Source organism: Citrobacter sp. C348, assembly GCF_047467975.1.
GTDB lineage: Bacteria > Pseudomonadota > Gammaproteobacteria > Enterobacterales > Enterobacteriaceae > Citrobacter > Citrobacter gillenii.
In genome coordinates this window covers 452,942-468,506 of sequence record NZ_JASJUJ010000003.1, presented here as the reverse complement: position 1 = coordinate 468,506, position 15,565 = coordinate 452,942, and the positions used below count along the sequence as shown (strand labels likewise).

The 15,565-nt window shown below is 52.7% G+C and carries 14 protein-coding genes; 11 read left to right on the top strand and 3 right to left on the bottom strand.

Annotation, left to right across the window (positions count from 1 at the left end; genetic code table 11):
* The first annotated feature begins 10 nt into the window (after positions 1-10).
* Positions 11-964 (top strand): flagellar hook-associated protein FlgL, encoded by a 954-nt coding sequence (flgL, locus tag QNN86_RS08885; RefSeq protein WP_414210965.1) that lies wholly within the window; start codon positions 11-13, stop codon positions 962-964.
* 78 nt (positions 965-1,042) lie between these two features.
* On the opposite strand, the gene QNN86_RS08880 is transcribed toward flgL, so the two are convergent.
* On the bottom strand, positions 1,043-2,242 hold the full coding sequence (locus QNN86_RS08880; RefSeq protein WP_414210964.1) for an MFS transporter: 1,200 nt from the start codon (positions 2,240-2,242) through the stop codon (positions 1,043-1,045).
* A 96-nt stretch (positions 2,243-2,338) separates the two neighbouring features.
* On the opposite strand from QNN86_RS08880, the gene QNN86_RS08875 reads away from it, so the two are divergent.
* On the top strand, positions 2,339-3,289 hold the full coding sequence (locus QNN86_RS08875; protein WP_414210963.1) for a LysR family transcriptional regulator: 951 nt from the start codon (positions 2,339-2,341) through the stop codon (positions 3,287-3,289).
* 40 nt (positions 3,290-3,329) lie between these two features.
* Here the strand turns inward: QNN86_RS08875 and rne are convergent, their stop codons facing one another.
* Positions 3,330-6,599: a ribonuclease E gene (rne, locus tag QNN86_RS08870; protein WP_414210962.1), complete on the bottom strand. Its 3,270-nt coding sequence runs from the start codon at positions 6,597-6,599 to the stop codon at positions 3,330-3,332.
* A 699-nt stretch (positions 6,600-7,298) separates the two neighbouring features.
* Here rne and rluC point away from each other — a divergent pair.
* A complete protein-coding gene (rluC, locus tag QNN86_RS08865) occupies positions 7,299-8,252 on the top strand; it encodes a 23S rRNA pseudouridine(955/2504/2580) synthase RluC (protein WP_167456044.1) in 954 nt (317 codons plus the stop codon).
* A gap of 82 nt (positions 8,253-8,334) precedes the next feature.
* Here rluC and QNN86_RS08860 read toward each other — a convergent pair whose 3' ends face one another.
* Complete coding sequence (locus tag QNN86_RS08860) at positions 8,335-8,919, bottom strand: Maf family protein (protein ID WP_096757549.1); 585 nt, start codon at positions 8,917-8,919, stop codon at positions 8,335-8,337.
* 197 nt (positions 8,920-9,116) lie between these two features.
* Here QNN86_RS08860 and yceD point away from each other — a divergent pair, with 197 nt between their 5' ends.
* The 8 genes from yceD (at position 9,117) to fabF (ending at position 15,472) form a co-directional block, all read left to right on the top strand.
* Positions 9,117-9,638 carry a 23S rRNA accumulation protein YceD gene (gene yceD, locus QNN86_RS08855; protein ID WP_115258860.1) on the top strand — a complete coding sequence of 174 codons (522 nt, stop codon included), beginning with the start codon at positions 9,117-9,119 and terminating at the stop codon, positions 9,636-9,638.
* A gap of 16 nt (positions 9,639-9,654) precedes the next feature.
* Positions 9,655-9,828 carry a 50S ribosomal protein L32 gene (gene rpmF / locus QNN86_RS08850; protein WP_003036242.1) on the top strand — a complete coding sequence of 58 codons (174 nt, stop codon included), beginning with the start codon at positions 9,655-9,657 and terminating at the stop codon, positions 9,826-9,828.
* A 122-nt stretch (positions 9,829-9,950) separates the two neighbouring features.
* Positions 9,951-11,030 carry a phosphate acyltransferase PlsX gene (gene plsX, locus QNN86_RS08845; protein ID WP_096759432.1) on the top strand — a complete coding sequence of 360 codons (1,080 nt, stop codon included), beginning with the start codon at positions 9,951-9,953 and terminating at the stop codon, positions 11,028-11,030.
* 77 nt (positions 11,031-11,107) lie between these two features.
* Entirely contained in the window at positions 11,108-12,061 is a 954-nt protein-coding gene (gene fabH, locus QNN86_RS08840) for a beta-ketoacyl-ACP synthase III (protein WP_096757547.1), read from the top strand.
* A gap of 15 nt (positions 12,062-12,076) precedes the next feature.
* Entirely contained in the window at positions 12,077-13,006 is a 930-nt protein-coding gene (fabD, locus tag QNN86_RS08835; RefSeq protein ID WP_096757546.1) for an ACP S-malonyltransferase, read from the top strand.
* 12 nt (positions 13,007-13,018) lie between these two features.
* On the top strand, positions 13,019-13,753 hold the full coding sequence (gene fabG, locus QNN86_RS08830; protein WP_096757545.1) for a 3-oxoacyl-ACP reductase FabG: 735 nt from the start codon (positions 13,019-13,021) through the stop codon (positions 13,751-13,753).
* A gap of 155 nt (positions 13,754-13,908) precedes the next feature.
* Positions 13,909-14,145 carry an acyl carrier protein gene (acpP, locus tag QNN86_RS08825; RefSeq protein WP_000103754.1) on the top strand — a complete coding sequence of 79 codons (237 nt, stop codon included), beginning with the start codon at positions 13,909-13,911 and terminating at the stop codon, positions 14,143-14,145.
* A gap of 85 nt (positions 14,146-14,230) precedes the next feature.
* On the top strand, positions 14,231-15,472 hold the full coding sequence (gene fabF, locus QNN86_RS08820) for a beta-ketoacyl-ACP synthase II (RefSeq protein WP_115258859.1): 1,242 nt from the start codon (positions 14,231-14,233) through the stop codon (positions 15,470-15,472).
* Positions 15,473-15,565: the final 93 nt, after the last annotated feature.

Here is a 15,565-nt window from a genome sequence, read left to right as displayed (position 1 = left end):
GAGGGACATAATGCGTATCAGTACCCAGATGATGTACCAGCAGAATATGCGCGGTATCACTAACTCTCAGGCTGAATGGATGAAGTTCGGCGAGCAAATGTCGACGGGCAAACGGGTCATCAATCCGTCTGACGATCCGATTGCCGCCTCACAGGCCGTGGTGCTGTCTCAGGCTCAAGCGCAGAATAGCCAGTATACGCTGGCACGCACTTTTGCGACGCAGAAAGTTTCACTGGAAGAAAACGTTTTAGGCCGGGCAACGACGGCGATTACTGCGGCACAGGAAAAAATCGTCAGCGCCGGGAACGGTACGTTAAGTGATGATAACCGGGCGTCCCTGGCCAAAGATTTACAGGGGATCCGTGACCAGTTAATGAATCTGGCAAACAGTACTGATGGCAATGGGCGCTATATTTTTGGTGGATACAAAACGGAAGCGGCACCGTTTGCTCAGACTGATGGTACCTATTCTGGCGGGACGGAGAATATCACTCAACAGGTGGATGCTGCCCGTTCGATGGTCATTGGCCACACCGGGGACAAAATTTTTAACTCCGTAACCAGTAATGCCGTTCCGGAACCTGACGGAAGCAAGCCAGAAACGAATTTATTTGTCATGCTGGATACGGCGATTGCCGCGTTAAATACGCCGATAGAAGGCGATGATGTGGCAAAATCAAAGGCTGCTGAAGCGATTGATAAAACTAACCGTGGTCTGAAGAACTCGCTCAATAACGTCCTGTCCGTCCGTGCCGAATTAGGCACACAGCTCAGTGAACTGAGCTCGCTGGACTCGCTGGGCGCCGATCGTGCGTTAGGGCAAACTCAGCAGATGAGTAACCTGGTGGATGTCGACTGGAACGCGGCGATTTCGTCCTATGTTATGCAGCAGGCTGCGCTGCAAGCATCCTATAAAGCATTTACCGATATGCAGGGAATGTCGTTGTTCCAGCTCAATCGTTAACGCCTGTTTTTGAAACATATCATGAAACTGGATATGTTTGTCTGCCCGCGCCACTTACACCCCGGCGCGGGCATTTTTTTAGGCCGTTTTTGTTTGGCTCACCACGTTGTTACCCGTCAGTCTTATTATCAGCGCAATCACACCACTCAGCGTCGCCAGACCAACCACCCCTTGCCAGTTTGCCAGGGCGTAGACCTGGCTGCCGAGAACTGAACCCAGCGCCATGCCAATGAACACCAGGGTAAACAGCAGGGAGTTCAGACGGCCCCGCGCCTGAGGCTCCAGGCTATAGACCAGATTCTGGTGAGCCACCAAGCTGGATTGTAGCCCAAGATCAAAACCAACCGCAGAAAGGGCTATGAGCAGCCACTGTCCCTCAACCGGCAGGGCGGGCAGTAAGAACATCAGCGCGAAAGAAAGCGTCACGAGTAATGCCCCCAGTTGCGTGACCTTTTCGCCGCCAATTCTGTCTGCAAGATGTCCGGCTAGCGGTGCGGCAAGCGCACCTGCTGCTCCTGCAATACCAAAACCCCCGGCGACTGCGCTGCCCATGTGATAATGCTCGGATAACATCACCGCCAGCGTTGACCAGAAGGCACTGAAGGCAATTGAAAGGAATCCCTGTGCCAGCGCCGCCCGGCGCAGTACAGGATACCGTTGCCAGAGTTTGGCCATTGAGAGCATTAACGACGGATAGCTCAGCGTGGAATTGGTCGCAAAGTGAGGCAGCATTTTCCACATCACCACCGTAATAATGGCAATACTGATGGCAGCGAGTTGATACATCTGTCGCCAGCCAAACGCTTCGCCCACCAGGCCACTGACGGTGCGGGAGAGCAAAATGCCCAGCAACAGGCCGGTCATCACCGTACCGACCGTTTTTCCCTGTTTCCCCGCGGGGGCGAGTATGGCTGCTGCGGGAACGATGTCCTGTGCCATGGTTGCCGCCATTCCCATCAGCAAGCTAATCAACAGCAGTGAATGCAGTTGCCCGCTAAAGCTGCAGGCTAGCAGCAGCACGGCAAGCGAGATGCTTTTCAGTAAGATTAATGTCCGGCGGTCATAGCGGTCGCCAAGCGGCAAGAGAAACAAAATCCCCAGCGCGTACCCGGCCTGGGTAAGCGTCGGCACCAGCCCCATACCGGTGAGACTTAGGGTCAGGTCCTGACCGATCAGTGGCAGAAGAGGCTGGGCATAGTAGATAGCCGCCACGCTGAAACCGGCGCCAAGTGCCAGTACAAAGATGACCCAACGGGAAAGTGCGGTAGATGTGTTCACAAATAATTCCTCAATCACAGGATGTACGGCTATTTTTATCTTTCGCTCATTGGCACGGTAGCGGGCGTGGTGGTAAAACAGTTATACGTTTGACGTATGATGAAAGTGATTATCTTGAAAAATGAACGTATAGACAGAGTGGAGCTGATGCGGACGTTTGTGCGCATCGTTGAGGCAGGATCGCTCTCTGCGGCGGCAAAACAGATGGGGACCACCCAGGCGACCGTCAGTCGGAGACTGCAATCCCTGGAAACGCTGCTGGGTGTGAAACTGATTTTACGCACCACCCACGCGATGAAATTGACCGATGACGGAGAACGGGGATATCAGCATGCTAAGCATATTATCGATGCCTGGTTAGCGCTGGAAGATGGGCTGAATATCACCGAGGATGAACCCGTCGGTACGCTGCGGGTACGAGCGCCTCATGCGTTTGGTCAGCAACAACTGCTTGAACCGCTGCTGCAATTTCTGTCCCGCTATCCGCAGTTATCGGTGGAGTGGATGCTCAATGACAAAACGGTGGATTTCCTTAGCGACAATATTGATTGCGCGATCCGAGTGGGTGCGGAAGTTGATCCGGCAACGGTCTCCGTTCTGCTGGCCGAAGTGCCCCGAAGCATTGTGGCCAGCCCGGCATTGCTGGCGCAGTATGGCGATACTACGCATCCCGAACAGTTATCAACGCTGCCGTGGATTGCTGTAAACACGTTTTATCAGCATAGTGTGTCGCTGCGCCATCAACAGCGAAATGAACCCATCACGATAAATATCTCTCCCCGATTAAGCACGGACAGTATTTATGTTGCCAGAAATGCGGCTCTGGCAGGGCTGGGGGTGGCCATTGTGTCAAGCTGGATGGTGGAAGAAGATATTGTTCACGGGCGTTTAGTCGAGCTATTCGCAGACTGGCCTGCGGCATCGCTGCCGGTGCATCTGGTGTATCCCTGGGCGCGTTATTATCCTGTACGACTGCGTAAATTTCTGGCGCTGATGAAGGATGTGATGCCGCGGCTGACGGGAATGAAACAAATCGATAAGAAATAAAAAAGCCGACCCGAAGGTCGGCTTTGATGTTGATTACGGCTTACTCAACAGGCTGCGGGCGTGTGGCTGGGGCAGTAGCCTGATGCGTGGCGCTGTGACCGCCTGCGGCACCTTTGCCTTCGAAGTCGAAAGCAGGGCGCTGCCAGTCGCTCTGACGCGGCGCTTCTGGTACGTAGTCCGGCGCAGGTGCGCGGGTCATCGGTGCGGTTGCGTGGCTGTGAACCGTTACGGGTACAGCGGCAACAGACGCAGGTTCTACCACAGCTTCAGCGACAACGACTGGCGCAACCGGTGCGACTTCTTCCTGCGTAACCGGGGCAATTGGCGCGGCCTCGATAACCGGTTCAGCAACGTCTGGCTGGGCGACAGCGACGTCAACCTGGACAGGTTCTTCGGTAATCGGTGCTTCTACCACGTTTGCTACGGGCTCAGCTTCAGCAACAACCTCTTCTGCAACCGGGACGTCAGCGTCAACGATGAACTGCGGTTGTTCCTCAACAGCCGTCTCGATAACCTCCGGATGTGTGGTTTCAACCGCCACAACCTGAGGTTCGACAACGACGGTTTCGGTGACTACCGGCGCTTCTGTGACCGCGACAGATGCCGCTACGGTTTCCACTGCTGGTGCATCGACCGCTGCAATGGTTTGCTGCTCGGCGATAACCGGCTGCTCCTGGGCCACTTCCTGAGGATACTGCTCTTCAACCTGCAGTTCCTGTGCACGGGCAACAGGGTAACGGATCCAGACTTTACCAGAGGCTAATTCTGGAGATGCACAGGCGACAGTAATCGGCATTGGCGACTGTGTCGGGTAACGTTCGTCACGATAGCGACGACGACGCTGCCCGCTTACGCGCAGATGGCGAGGCGAGCGGCGAGAACGACGCGGCATACCGTTGCTATCACGCGCATCGTTGTTATCTTCATGCTCGGTAGTGACAACGGCAGGCAGGTCGACTTTCGCCAGTTCAGTTCGCTGGGCAACAGCGGCCTGTACCACAGGCTCAGCCACAACCGTTTCGGTAACCACGGCAGCGGTTACCGCTTCGGTTTCGACGGTTGCGCTATCGGTGTAACGAACCTTCTGGTTCAACTGACGCTGTTTACGGCGAGTCTGAGGCTGGCGAACGCGCTCTTCCTGATCCGTATCCTGTGCCGGTTGTTCAACCAGGTTCAGTTCTTTAACTTCCTGCGGTGCCTGACGTTTGTCGTCGTTACGACGGCGGTTGCGTTCACGACGCGGAGCCTGCTGCTCGTCACCTGACTTCGCTTTATCAGCAACATCGGTGGATTGCTGGCGGGTATCGCGCGCTTCGGCATTCTGCGGCTGGCGACGGTTACGGCGATTTTCATCGCGGTTTTCGCTGCTATCAGAACGTTCATTACGGTTGTCACGATCGCGGTTATCACGTTCGCCACGGTTATCGCGATTATCTCGACGATCGTTACGATCGTTGCGGTCACGGCGATTATTCTGACGAGGCTTACGACGATCCTGCTGGCGTTCGGATTTCTCTTCCGCTTTCGGTGCAGGCTGCTCAACCGGCTTGGCTTCTTCATTGCCACCGAAGAGGGACTTCAGTGCGCCAAGGAAACGACCAAACAAACCAGGCTGTTCGGATCCTGCTGCGACTGCGGCTGCTTTTGGTGCGGCAGCAACGGCTGTAACGGCAGGCTCCTGCAGAGCAGGGGCTGGCGGTACTTCTGGCATGGCGAAGGTCGCCAGCGCAGGCTGTTCAGGCTGTTTACGTTCGACGTACTCTTCTTCCGTCGGTAACGCCATCTCTTCTTCGTGCAGTTTCGGCAGCAGATAACTCAGGGTTGATGTCTCTTCACCTTTGCGAACACGCAGAACAGAGTAGTGCGGTGTTTCCATTTGATCGTTGGGCACGATCACACAGCGTACGCCGTTCTGTCGGGTTTCAATGGCATTGACCGCAGTACGTTTTTCGTTAAGCAGATAAGACGCAATCGGCACCGGGACAATCGCATGGACTTCCTGGGTGTTTTCCTTCAGCGCTTCTTCTTCAATCAGGCGCAGAATAGACAGCGACAGCGATTCGTTATCACGCACGGTACCTGTGCCGGAGCAACGCGGGCAGACGTGATGGCTGGATTCGCCTAATGACGGGCTCAGACGCTGACGGGACATCTCCAGCAAGCCGAAGCGAGAAATATGGCTAATCTGGATACGCGCACGGTCCTGACGAACGGCTTCACGCAGACGGTTCTCAACGGCACGTTGGTGACGAACCGGCGTCATGTCGATGAAGTCGATAACAATCAGGCCGCCGAGGTCACGAAGACGCAACTGGCGAGCGATTTCATCGGCCGCTTCAAGGTTGGTATTAAATGCGGTCTCTTCGATATCGCCGCCGCGCGTGGCGCGTGCGGAGTTGATATCAATTGCGGTCAGTGCTTCGGTGCTATCGATAACGATAGAACCCCCAGAAGGCAGGCGCACTTCACGCTGGAACGCAGACTCAATCTGAGACTCGATTTGATAGTGGCTGAACAGCGGGATTTCACCGGTGTAGAGCTTAATTTTGCTGCTGAAATCCGGACGACCCAACGCGGCGATGTGCTGACGCGCCATCTCCATGACTTTTGGGTTATCAATGAGGATTTCGCCGATATCCTGACGTAAATAGTCGCGGAATGCGCGAACGATGACATTACTTTCCTGATGGATCAGGAACGGAGCAGGGCGGCTGTCAGCGGCCTTTTTAATCGCTTCCCAGTGCTTCAGACGGAAACTCAGGTCCCACTGCAGCGCTTCTGCGGATTTACCAACACCCGCAGTGCGTACGATGAGCCCCATGCCATCAGGCAGTTCCAGGCTTGCCAGCGCTTCTTTGAGTTCTGTCCGGTCATCGCCTTCGATGCGACGAGAGATACCACCCGCACGCGGGTTGTTAGGCATCAGAACCAAATAACTACCCGCCAGGCTGATAAAGGTGGTCAGTGCAGCACCTTTGTTGCCGCGTTCTTCTTTATCAATCTGAACAATCACTTCCTGACCTTCGCGCAACACATCTTTAATGTTGGGACGGCCATGGGAGTTGTAGTTAGCGGGGAAGTATTCGCGGGCAATTTCTTTTAACGGGAGGAAACCGTGACGTTCAGCGCCATAATCAACAAAAGCGGCTTCCAGACTCGGTTCAATACGGGTAATTTTACCTTTGTAGATGTTGGCTTTTTTCTGCTCGTGTCCAGGACTTTCGATATCCAGATCGTACAGACGCTGCCCATCTACTAGGGCGACACGCAACTCTTCCTGCTGAGTCGCGTTAATTAACATTCTTTTCATCGTAACTTACTCATTATTCTTACATTGACGACTAAGCTGCGGGCAGAGTAATGCCTTTCCGGGTGTGAACCGATGGCCTCGTGTCTATTCGCGTCGCCAACCTCACGGTTATCGTCAGCTCAAAGAGGCGCAGAGTGTCGGTTGCCTGTATTTCATACGGAAACACAGCGCAATTATCAGGGGAACAGTCTGGGTGTTACTCTCCAGAAACGCTTCCATTATGCTCGTCGTCTTTCACGCTATCGGTGCGTTGGCTTCATCTACTCACCCCAGTCACTTACCGGAGTAAATTCTTGGGGGTTCCCAGACTTGCCGTCTTCCTACAACGCGAAATTCATAGAGCACTTACCGGTAAGGACTGCAACCCGCAGCCCGCTAACTGCCTGAAAGATCAATACGTCTTACGCCATTGCTGCGTTGATGATCGGTCGGGCAAAATTGGGTCATTCCGGAAAAGTTCTTGTTTTAACAAGATTCAACACGGAGACGACCTCATTATTCCACTGCTAACCTTGTTATAGCAAGATGACTTTTGCCATTTACCACCCGGTTACTCACAGTTTTTACACTTCCGTACAGTGATTGGTTTAATAACCACCAAATCGAAACTGTCAAACCTGTGTAATAGGGTATAGCAGTTAATATAAGCATAGAAAAATGTGTGGCGCGAATCTTGATGGCTATTTAAAATCGGCACCCATGAAAACAGAGACTCCAGCCGTAAAAATTGTTGCCATTACTGCCGACGAAGCAGGGCAACGCATCGACAACTTTCTGCGCACCCAGCTTAAAGGCGTGCCAAAAAGTATGATTTATCGCATTTTGCGTAAGGGCGAAGTGCGGGTGAATAAAAAACGCATCAAACCCGAGTACAAGCTCGAGGACGGAGATATTGTGCGTATTCCGCCAGTGCGTGTCGCTGAGCGCGAAGAAGAAGCTATTTCACCGCATCTGCAGAAGGTCGCCGCGCTGGCCGATGTTATTCTGTATGAAGATGACCATATTCTGGTGCTCAACAAACCATCAGGCACGGCCGTGCATGGCGGCAGCGGATTAAGCTTTGGGGTAATTGAAGGTCTGCGAGCGTTACGCCCGGAGGCGCGTTTCCTTGAATTGGTGCATCGCCTCGACCGTGACACGTCTGGCGTGCTGTTGGTTGCCAAAAAACGTTCCGCACTGCGTTCGCTGCATGAACAGTTGCGCGAAAAGGGAATGCAAAAAGATTACCTGGCGCTGGTAAGAGGTCAGTGGCAGTCGCATGTCAAAACCGTGCAGGCGCCGCTGTTAAAGAATATTCTGCAAAGCGGTGAGCGAATCGTGCGGGTAAATCAGGAAGGTAAACCGTCGGAGACGCGATTTAAAGTGGAAGAGCGCTATGCGTTTTCCACGCTTGTGCGCTGTAGTCCGGTAACCGGGCGGACTCACCAGATTCGCGTGCATACCCAGTATGCTGGACATCCTATTGCTTTTGACGATCGCTATGGCGACCGCGAGTTCGACAAGCAGTTGGCCGGTACGGGGCTGAACCGACTGTTTCTGCACGCCGCAGCATTGAAGTTTACCCATCCGGGGACCGGTGAGGTCATGCGTGTTGAAGCCCCGATGGATAATCAGCTGAAACGCTGCCTTGAGGTATTACGCAGCAAAGCCTGATGCGCGTTGCTTATCAGGCCTACCATTGCGTTATGCGTCGTAGGCCTGATAAGACGCACCGCGTCGCCATCAGGCAGATGAATCAGGCTTTCAGCGGATTCATCTCTTCCCGGCGTAGCATCTGACACAACGCAATCAGCGGCAGGCCAACCAACGTATTAGGATCGCGGCCCTCCAGACGCTCAAAGAGCGCAATACCTAATCCTTCGCTTTTAAAACTGCCGGCACAATGTAACGGACGTTCTTTACGTACGTAATCATCAATTTCCGTCTCACTTAAATGACGGAAATGAACATCGAACGGTTCGACTTCGGTTTGTAAGTGCCCGTTTGCAGAATTATACAGCGCCAGTCCGGTGTAAAACGTCACAATATTGCCGCTGGCTTTGGTTAATTGTTGTCTGGCCTTTTCTTCTGTTAACGGTTTTCCGGTTATTTCTCCATCAAGTACACAAATTTGATCGGATCCAATAATGAGGTGTGATGTGTAGCGGTGGGCAAGAGATTGCGCTTTTTCCTGGGCCAGACGTAATACCAAATGCCGAGGTGTTTCGCCAGGCTGCGGTGTTTCATCAACCTCAGGCGCTGCACATTCGAACGGGATGGCCAGTTTTTCAAGCAAGGCGCGACGCCAGGGAGAGGTAGACGCAAGAATGAGTTGAGGCATATTTTTTCCCTCGCATATAGCGTAATGAAGAGAGCCATTTTAAACTAGGGCTCTCGACCTTCAAGTTGGCTGCTATGGCCAGACTTGAGTGATTTTAAGTCGATGACCCGCAATGTGTGCGAATTATTGGCAAAAGGCAACCTCAGGCTGCCTTTTTCTTTGACTCTATGACGTTACAAAGTTAATATGCGCGCCCTATGCAAAAGGTAAAATTACCCCTGACTCTTGATCCGGTTCGTACGGCTCAAAAACGCCTCGATTATGAAGGTATCTATACTTCTGATCTGTTAGAGCGCGTCACCGATTTTGTAGTCAGTGTGGACAGTGATGTGGAATGCTCCATGTCGTTCGCGATCGATAACCAACGTCTTGCCGTTATTACCGGTGATGCGAAGGTCTCGGTTACGCTCGCATGCCAGCGTTGCGGGAAACCGTTCCCACTCCATGTCCACACAACATATTGTTTTAGTCCTGTCCGTTCTGACGAGCAGGCTGAAGCACTGCCGGAAGCGTATGAACCGATTGAGGTTAACGAATTCGGTGAAATCGATCTGCTTGCAATGGTTGAAGATGAGATTATCCTCTCCTTGCCGGTAGTTCCGGTGCATGATTCTGAACACTGTGAAGTGTCCGAGGCGGACATGGTCTTTGGTGAATTGCCTGATGAAGCGCAAAAACCAAATCCATTTGCCGTATTAGCCAGCTTAAAGCGTAAGTAATTGAGGAGTAAGGTCCATGGCCGTACAACAGAATAAACCAACCCGTTCCAAACGTGGCATGCGTCGTTCTCATGACGCTCTGACCGCAGTCACCAGCCTGTCTGTAGACAAAACTTCTGGTGAACAACACCTGCGTCACCACATCACTGCCGATGGTTTCTACCGCGGCCGTAAGGTAATCGCTAAGTAATCACGCATGGCTCAATGAATTTCCCACCTCGGTGAGAAAGACAAAGAGAACCAGCGTGATGAAGCTTAGTGAGGCTTTCCCCGGGTAACTGGGGAAACACCTGGCCGAGCAGCGACGATACCTTGACACGTCTAACCCTGGCGTTAGATGTCATGGGGGGCGATTTTGGCCCTACCGTGACAGTGCCTGCAGCACTGCAGGCACTGAATTCTAATTCGCAACTCACACTTCTTTTAGTCGGGGATCCCGATACAATCACGCCATTACTTGCCAAAGCTGACTTCGAACAACGTTCACGTCTGCAGATTATCCCTGCTCAGTCAGTTATTGCCAGTGATGCCCGGCCCTCGCAGGCTATCCGCGCCAGTCGTGGTAGCTCTATGCGTGTTGCCCTGGAGCTCGTGAAAGAAGGTCGTGCAGAAGCCTGTGTGAGCGCCGGTAATACGGGCGCGCTAATGGGACTGGCGAAGTTATTACTCAAACCCCTTGAGGGGATTGAGCGACCTGCGTTGGTGACGGTGTTGCCGCATCAGCAGAAGGGCAAAACGGTGGTGCTGGATCTCGGCGCTAACGTTGATTGCGACAGTACGATGTTGGTGCAATTTGCCGTCATGGGTTCCGTGCTGGCAGAAGAGGTGGTTGGGATTGCCAGCCCTCGCGTTGCATTGCTTAATATCGGTGAAGAAGAAACTAAGGGTCTCGACAGTATTCGGGATGCTTCTGCTGTGCTAAAAACAATCCCTTCCATTAACTATATCGGCTATCTTGAAGCCAATGAGTTGTTGACTGGCAAAACCGATGTGTTGGTTTGTGACGGCTTTACAGGCAATGTCACATTAAAGACTATGGAAGGTGTTGTAAGAATGTTCCTTTCACTGCTGAAATCTCAGGGTGAGGGCAAAAAACGGTCGTGGTGGCTGCTGTTATTAAAACGTTGGTTACAAAAAAGCCTAACGAGGCGATTCAGTCACCTCAACCCCGACCAGTATAATGGCGCCTGTCTGTTAGGATTGCGCGGCACAGTGATAAAAAGTCATGGTGCGGCCAATCAGCGAGCATTTGAAGTTGCGATTGAACAGGCAGTGCAGGCGGTGCAGCGACAAGTTCCTCAGCGAATTGCCGCTCGCCTGGAATCTGTATACCCAGCTGGATTCGAACTGCTGGATGGTGGCGAAACGACACGCTCGCGGGCGCGCAGATGATAGTGCGGTCGAGAGCGTAGCCTACCTACCCGTGATTTGTTCGTAGCGGTATATAACCAAAAAGTGACTGAGCGTACATGTATACGAAGATTATTGGTACTGGCAGCTATCTGCCTGAACAAGTGCGTACTAACGCCGATTTGGAAAAAATGGTCGAGACATCTGATGAGTGGATTGTCACTCGTACAGGTATCCGTGAACGCCATATTGCCGCGCCCAATGAAACCGTTGCGACGATGGGCTTTGCCGCCGCAAACCGCGCACTTGAAATGGCTGGCATCGATAAAGATCAAATTGGTCTGATTGTGGTTGCGACCACATCATCAACGCACGCTTTTCCGAGTGCGGCGTGCCAGATCCAAAGTATGCTGGAAATTAAAGGCTGCCCGGCGTTTGACGTCGCGGCTGCCTGCGCCGGTTTTACTTATGCCCTGAGCGTGGCTGACCTGTATGTTAAGTCCGGCGCAGTGAAGCACGCGCTGGTGATCGGGTCTGATGTGCTGGCGCGTACTTGTGATCCGACCGATCGCGGGACGATCATTATTTTTGGTGATGGTGCTGGCGCGGTGGTACTGAGTGCCTCAGAAGAGCCAGGCATTCTCTCCACACATTTGCATGCTGATGGTCGTTATGGCGAACTGTTGACACTGCCGAATGCCGATCGTGTGAATCCGGAGAATCCGATTCATCTGACCATGGCGGGTAACGAAGTCTTTAAAGTGGCGGTTACCGAGCTTGCACACATCGTTGATGAAACGCTGGCAGCTAATAATCTTGACCGTTCTGCCCTGGACTGGTTAGTACCGCACCAGGCAAACTTGCGCATTATCAGCGCGACGGCGAAAAAGCTGGGCATGTCGATGGATAATGTCGTGGTAACGCTGGACAGACATGGCAATACGTCAGCCGCTTCCGTTCCATGTGCGTTGGACGAAGCCGTCCGCGACGGACGAATTAAAGCCGGTCAGCTGATATTGCTTGAGGCCTTCGGGGGTGGATTCACCTGGGGTTCGGCGCTGGTTCGTTTCTAGTATAAGGATTTTAACATGACGCAATTTGCATTTGTGTTCCCGGGTCAGGGATCTCAAACCGTTGGGATGTTGTCTGAAATGGCTGCAGCCTACCCCATTGTTGAAGAAACTTTTGCTGAAGCTTCAGCTGCGCTGGGCTATGATCTGTGGGCACTTACCCAGCAGGGACCAGCAGAAGAACTGAATAAAACCTGGCAAACGCAGCCAGCGCTGTTAACGGCCTCTGTTGCATTGTACCGCGTGTGGCAGCAGCAGGGTGGCGCAACGCCTGCGCTGATGGCCGGGCATAGCTTGGGTGAATACTCTGCGTTGGTATGCGCGGGTGTCATCAACTTTGCTGATGCCGTACGCCTGGTTGAACTGCGTGGCAAATTCATGCAGGAAGCGGTGCCGGAAGGTACGGGTGGCATGTCTGCTATCATCGGCCTGGACGATGCGTCCATCGCGAAAGCCTGTGAAGAGTCAGCAGAAGGTCAGGTTGTATCACCGGTTAACTTTAACTCACCGGGCCAGGTGGTGATTGCCGGGCATAAAGAAGCCGTAGAACGTGCAGGTGCAGCATGTAAAGCCGCAGGTGCGAAACGTGCTCTGCCGCTGCCGGTTAGCGTGCCGTCTCACTGCGCGTTGATGAAACCAGCAGCAGAAAAACTGGCCGTTGAACTGCAGAAGATCACTTTTAACGCACCGACCGTTCCGGTTGTGAACAATGTCGATGTGAAGTGCGAAACCCACGCAGACGCGATCCGCGATGCGCTGGTTCGCCAACTGTACAGCCCGGTTCAGTGGACCAAAACCGTCGAGTTTATGGCGTCCCAGGGCGTAGAGCATCTGTATGAAGTGGGGCCGGGTAAAGTCCTCACGGGTCTGACAAAACGTATTGTTGATACCCTGACTGCTTCGGCATTGAATGAGCCGGCGGCGCTGACTGCGGCGCTTGCGCAATAAAAGAGGAAAACCATGAGTTTTGAAGGAAAAATCGCGCTGGTTACCGGTGCAAGCCGTGGCATTGGCCGCGCAATTGCTGAAACACTCGTTGCCCGTGGCGCGAAAGTGATCGGCACTGCAACCAGCGAAAGCGGTGCGCAGGCCATTAGCGATTACTTAGGTGCAAATGGTAAAGGTCTGGTGTTGAATGTGACCGATCCTGCATCTATCGAATCTGTTCTGGGAAATATTCGCGCAGAATTTGGGGAAGTCGATATTCTGGTTAATAATGCCGGGATTACTCGTGATAACCTGTTAATGCGCATGAAAGATGACGAGTGGAACGATATCATCGAAACCAACCTGTCATCTGTTTTCCGTCTGTCAAAAGCGGTAATGCGCGCTATGATGAAAAAGCGTCATGGTCGTATTATCACTATTGGTTCTGTGGTTGGTACCATGGGAAATGCGGGTCAGGCCAACTACGCTGCGGCGAAAGCGGGTTTGATCGGCTTCAGTAAATCACTGGCGCGTGAAGTTGCGTCTCGTGGCATTACTGTAAACGTTGTTGCTCCGGGCTTTATTGAAACGGACATGACGCGTGCGCTGACTGATGAGCAGCGTGCGGGTACGCTGGCGGCAGTTCCTGCGGGGCGCCTTGGCTCCCCAAATGAAATCGCCAATGCGGTTGCATTTTTAGCTTCTGACGAAGCAAGTTACATCACAGGTGAGACTTTGCATGTCAACGGCGGGATGTACATGGTTTAACCACGAGATAAAAAAATTTGCGTTATTAGGGTGAATGCCCTCAAAATAACGCAAAATCGTGGTAAGACCTGCCGGGATTTAGTTGCAAATTTTTCAACATTTTATACACTACGAAAACCATCGCGAAAGCGAGTTTTGATAGGAAATTTAAGAGTATGAGCACTATCGAAGAACGCGTTAAGAAAATTATCGGCGAACAGCTGGGCGTTAAGCAGGAAGAAGTAACCAACAATGCTTCCTTCGTTGAAGACCTGGGCGCAGATTCTCTTGACACCGTTGAGCTGGTAATGGCTCTGGAAGAAGAGTTTGATACTGAGATTCCGGACGAAGAAGCTGAGAAAATCACTACCGTTCAGGCTGCCATTGATTACATCAACGGTCACCAGGCGTAAGTGAACATCTCCAGGCGGTCATTCGACCGCCTGAGTTTTATCTTTTTATCCCACTTGAATTATTTTCCCTCCCTGGAGGACAACCGTGTCTAAGCGTCGTGTAGTTGTGACCGGACTGGGCATGTTGTCTCCTGTCGGCAATACCGTAGAGTCTACCTGGAAAGCTCTCCTTGCCGGTCAGAGTGGCATCAGCCTGATCGACCATTTCGATACTAGCGCCTATGCAACGAAATTTGCTGGCTTAGTAAAGGATTTTAACTGTGATGACATTATCTCGCGCAAAGAACAGCGCAAGATGGATGCCTTCATTCAATATGGAATTGTCGCTGGCGTTCAGGCCATGCAGGATTCTGGTCTCGAAATTACGGAAGAGAACGCTCACCGTGTTGGCGCCGCTATTGGCTCCGGTATTGGTGGTCTCGGTCTTATCGAAGAAAACCATACCTCGTTGGTAAACGGTGGACCACGTAAGATCAGTCCATTCTTCGTTCCGTCGACGATTGTTAACATGGTGGCCGGTCACTTGACCATCATGTACGGCCTGCAAGGGCCAAGCATCTCCATCGCTACCGCCTGCACTTCAGGCGTGCATAACATCGGTCATGCCGCGCGTATCATTGCATACGGCGACGCAGACGCGATGGTTGCGGGTGGTGCTGAAAAAGCCAGTACACCGCTGGGTGTGGGTGGTTTTGGCGCAGCACGTGCGCTGTCTACGCGTAATGATAACCCGCAAGCGGCAAGCCGTCCGTGGGACAAAGAGCGTGACGGTTTTGTGCTGGGCGACGGCGCTGGTATGGTGGTACTGGAAGAGTACGAGCATGCAAAAGCGCGTGGTGCAAAAATTTACGCTGAAGTGGTCGGTTTTGGGATGAGCAGCGATGCTTACCATATGACTTCGCCGCCGGAAAACGGCGCGGGTGCTGCACTGGCGATGGTCAATGCATTACGTGACGCGGCTATCGAACCCGGTCAGATTGCCTATGTCAACGCACATGGCACGTCTACACCAGCAGGCGATAAAGCGGAAACTCAGGCAGTGAAATCTGTCTTTGGTGATGCGGCACGTAGCGTGATGGTCAGTTCGACCAAATCCATGACCGGACACCTGTTGGGTGCGGCGGGCGCGGTAGAGTCTATTTTCTCTATTCTGGCGCTGCGCGATCAGGCGGTTCCACCAACCATCAACCTGGATAACCCGGATGAAGGTTGTGACCTGGACTTTGTTCCGCACGAAGCACGTCAGGTCAGCGGCATGGAATATGCTCTTTGTAACTCCTTCGGCTTTGGTGGTACTAACGGTTCGGTGATCTTTAAAAAGATCTAAGTCCCGCAGGTAACTTACCTGGCGTCATAAAAAAGGTCCGCTTGCGGACCTTTTTTATTCGATTTTTCGACCTTGTCCTCGCTTTGGCATCCT

What these genes read in the sequence shown, in the direction of transcription:
- flgL (WP_414210965.1), top strand. Translation starts at nt 11, where the DNA reads ATGCGTATCAGTACCCAGATGATGTACCAGCAGAATATGCGCGGTATC.
- QNN86_RS08875 (WP_414210963.1), top strand. Translation starts at nt 2,339, where the DNA reads ATGATGAAAGTGATTATCTTGAAAAATGAACGTATAGACAGAGTGGAG.
- rne (WP_414210962.1), bottom strand. Translation starts at nt 6,599, where the DNA reads ATGAAAAGAATGTTAATTAACGCGACTCAGCAGGAAGAGTTGCGTGTC.
- rluC (WP_167456044.1), top strand. Translation starts at nt 7,299, where the DNA reads ATGAAAACAGAGACTCCAGCCGTAAAAATTGTTGCCATTACTGCCGAC.
- QNN86_RS08860 (WP_096757549.1), bottom strand. Translation starts at nt 8,919, where the DNA reads ATGCCTCAACTCATTCTTGCGTCTACCTCTCCCTGGCGTCGCGCCTTG.
- yceD (WP_115258860.1), top strand. Translation starts at nt 9,117, where the DNA reads ATGCAAAAGGTAAAATTACCCCTGACTCTTGATCCGGTTCGTACGGCT.
- rpmF (WP_003036242.1), top strand. Translation starts at nt 9,655, where the DNA reads ATGGCCGTACAACAGAATAAACCAACCCGTTCCAAACGTGGCATGCGT.
- fabH (WP_096757547.1), top strand. Translation starts at nt 11,108, where the DNA reads ATGTATACGAAGATTATTGGTACTGGCAGCTATCTGCCTGAACAAGTG.
- fabD (WP_096757546.1), top strand. Translation starts at nt 12,077, where the DNA reads ATGACGCAATTTGCATTTGTGTTCCCGGGTCAGGGATCTCAAACCGTT.
- fabG (WP_096757545.1), top strand. Translation starts at nt 13,019, where the DNA reads ATGAGTTTTGAAGGAAAAATCGCGCTGGTTACCGGTGCAAGCCGTGGC.
- acpP (WP_000103754.1), top strand. Translation starts at nt 13,909, where the DNA reads ATGAGCACTATCGAAGAACGCGTTAAGAAAATTATCGGCGAACAGCTG.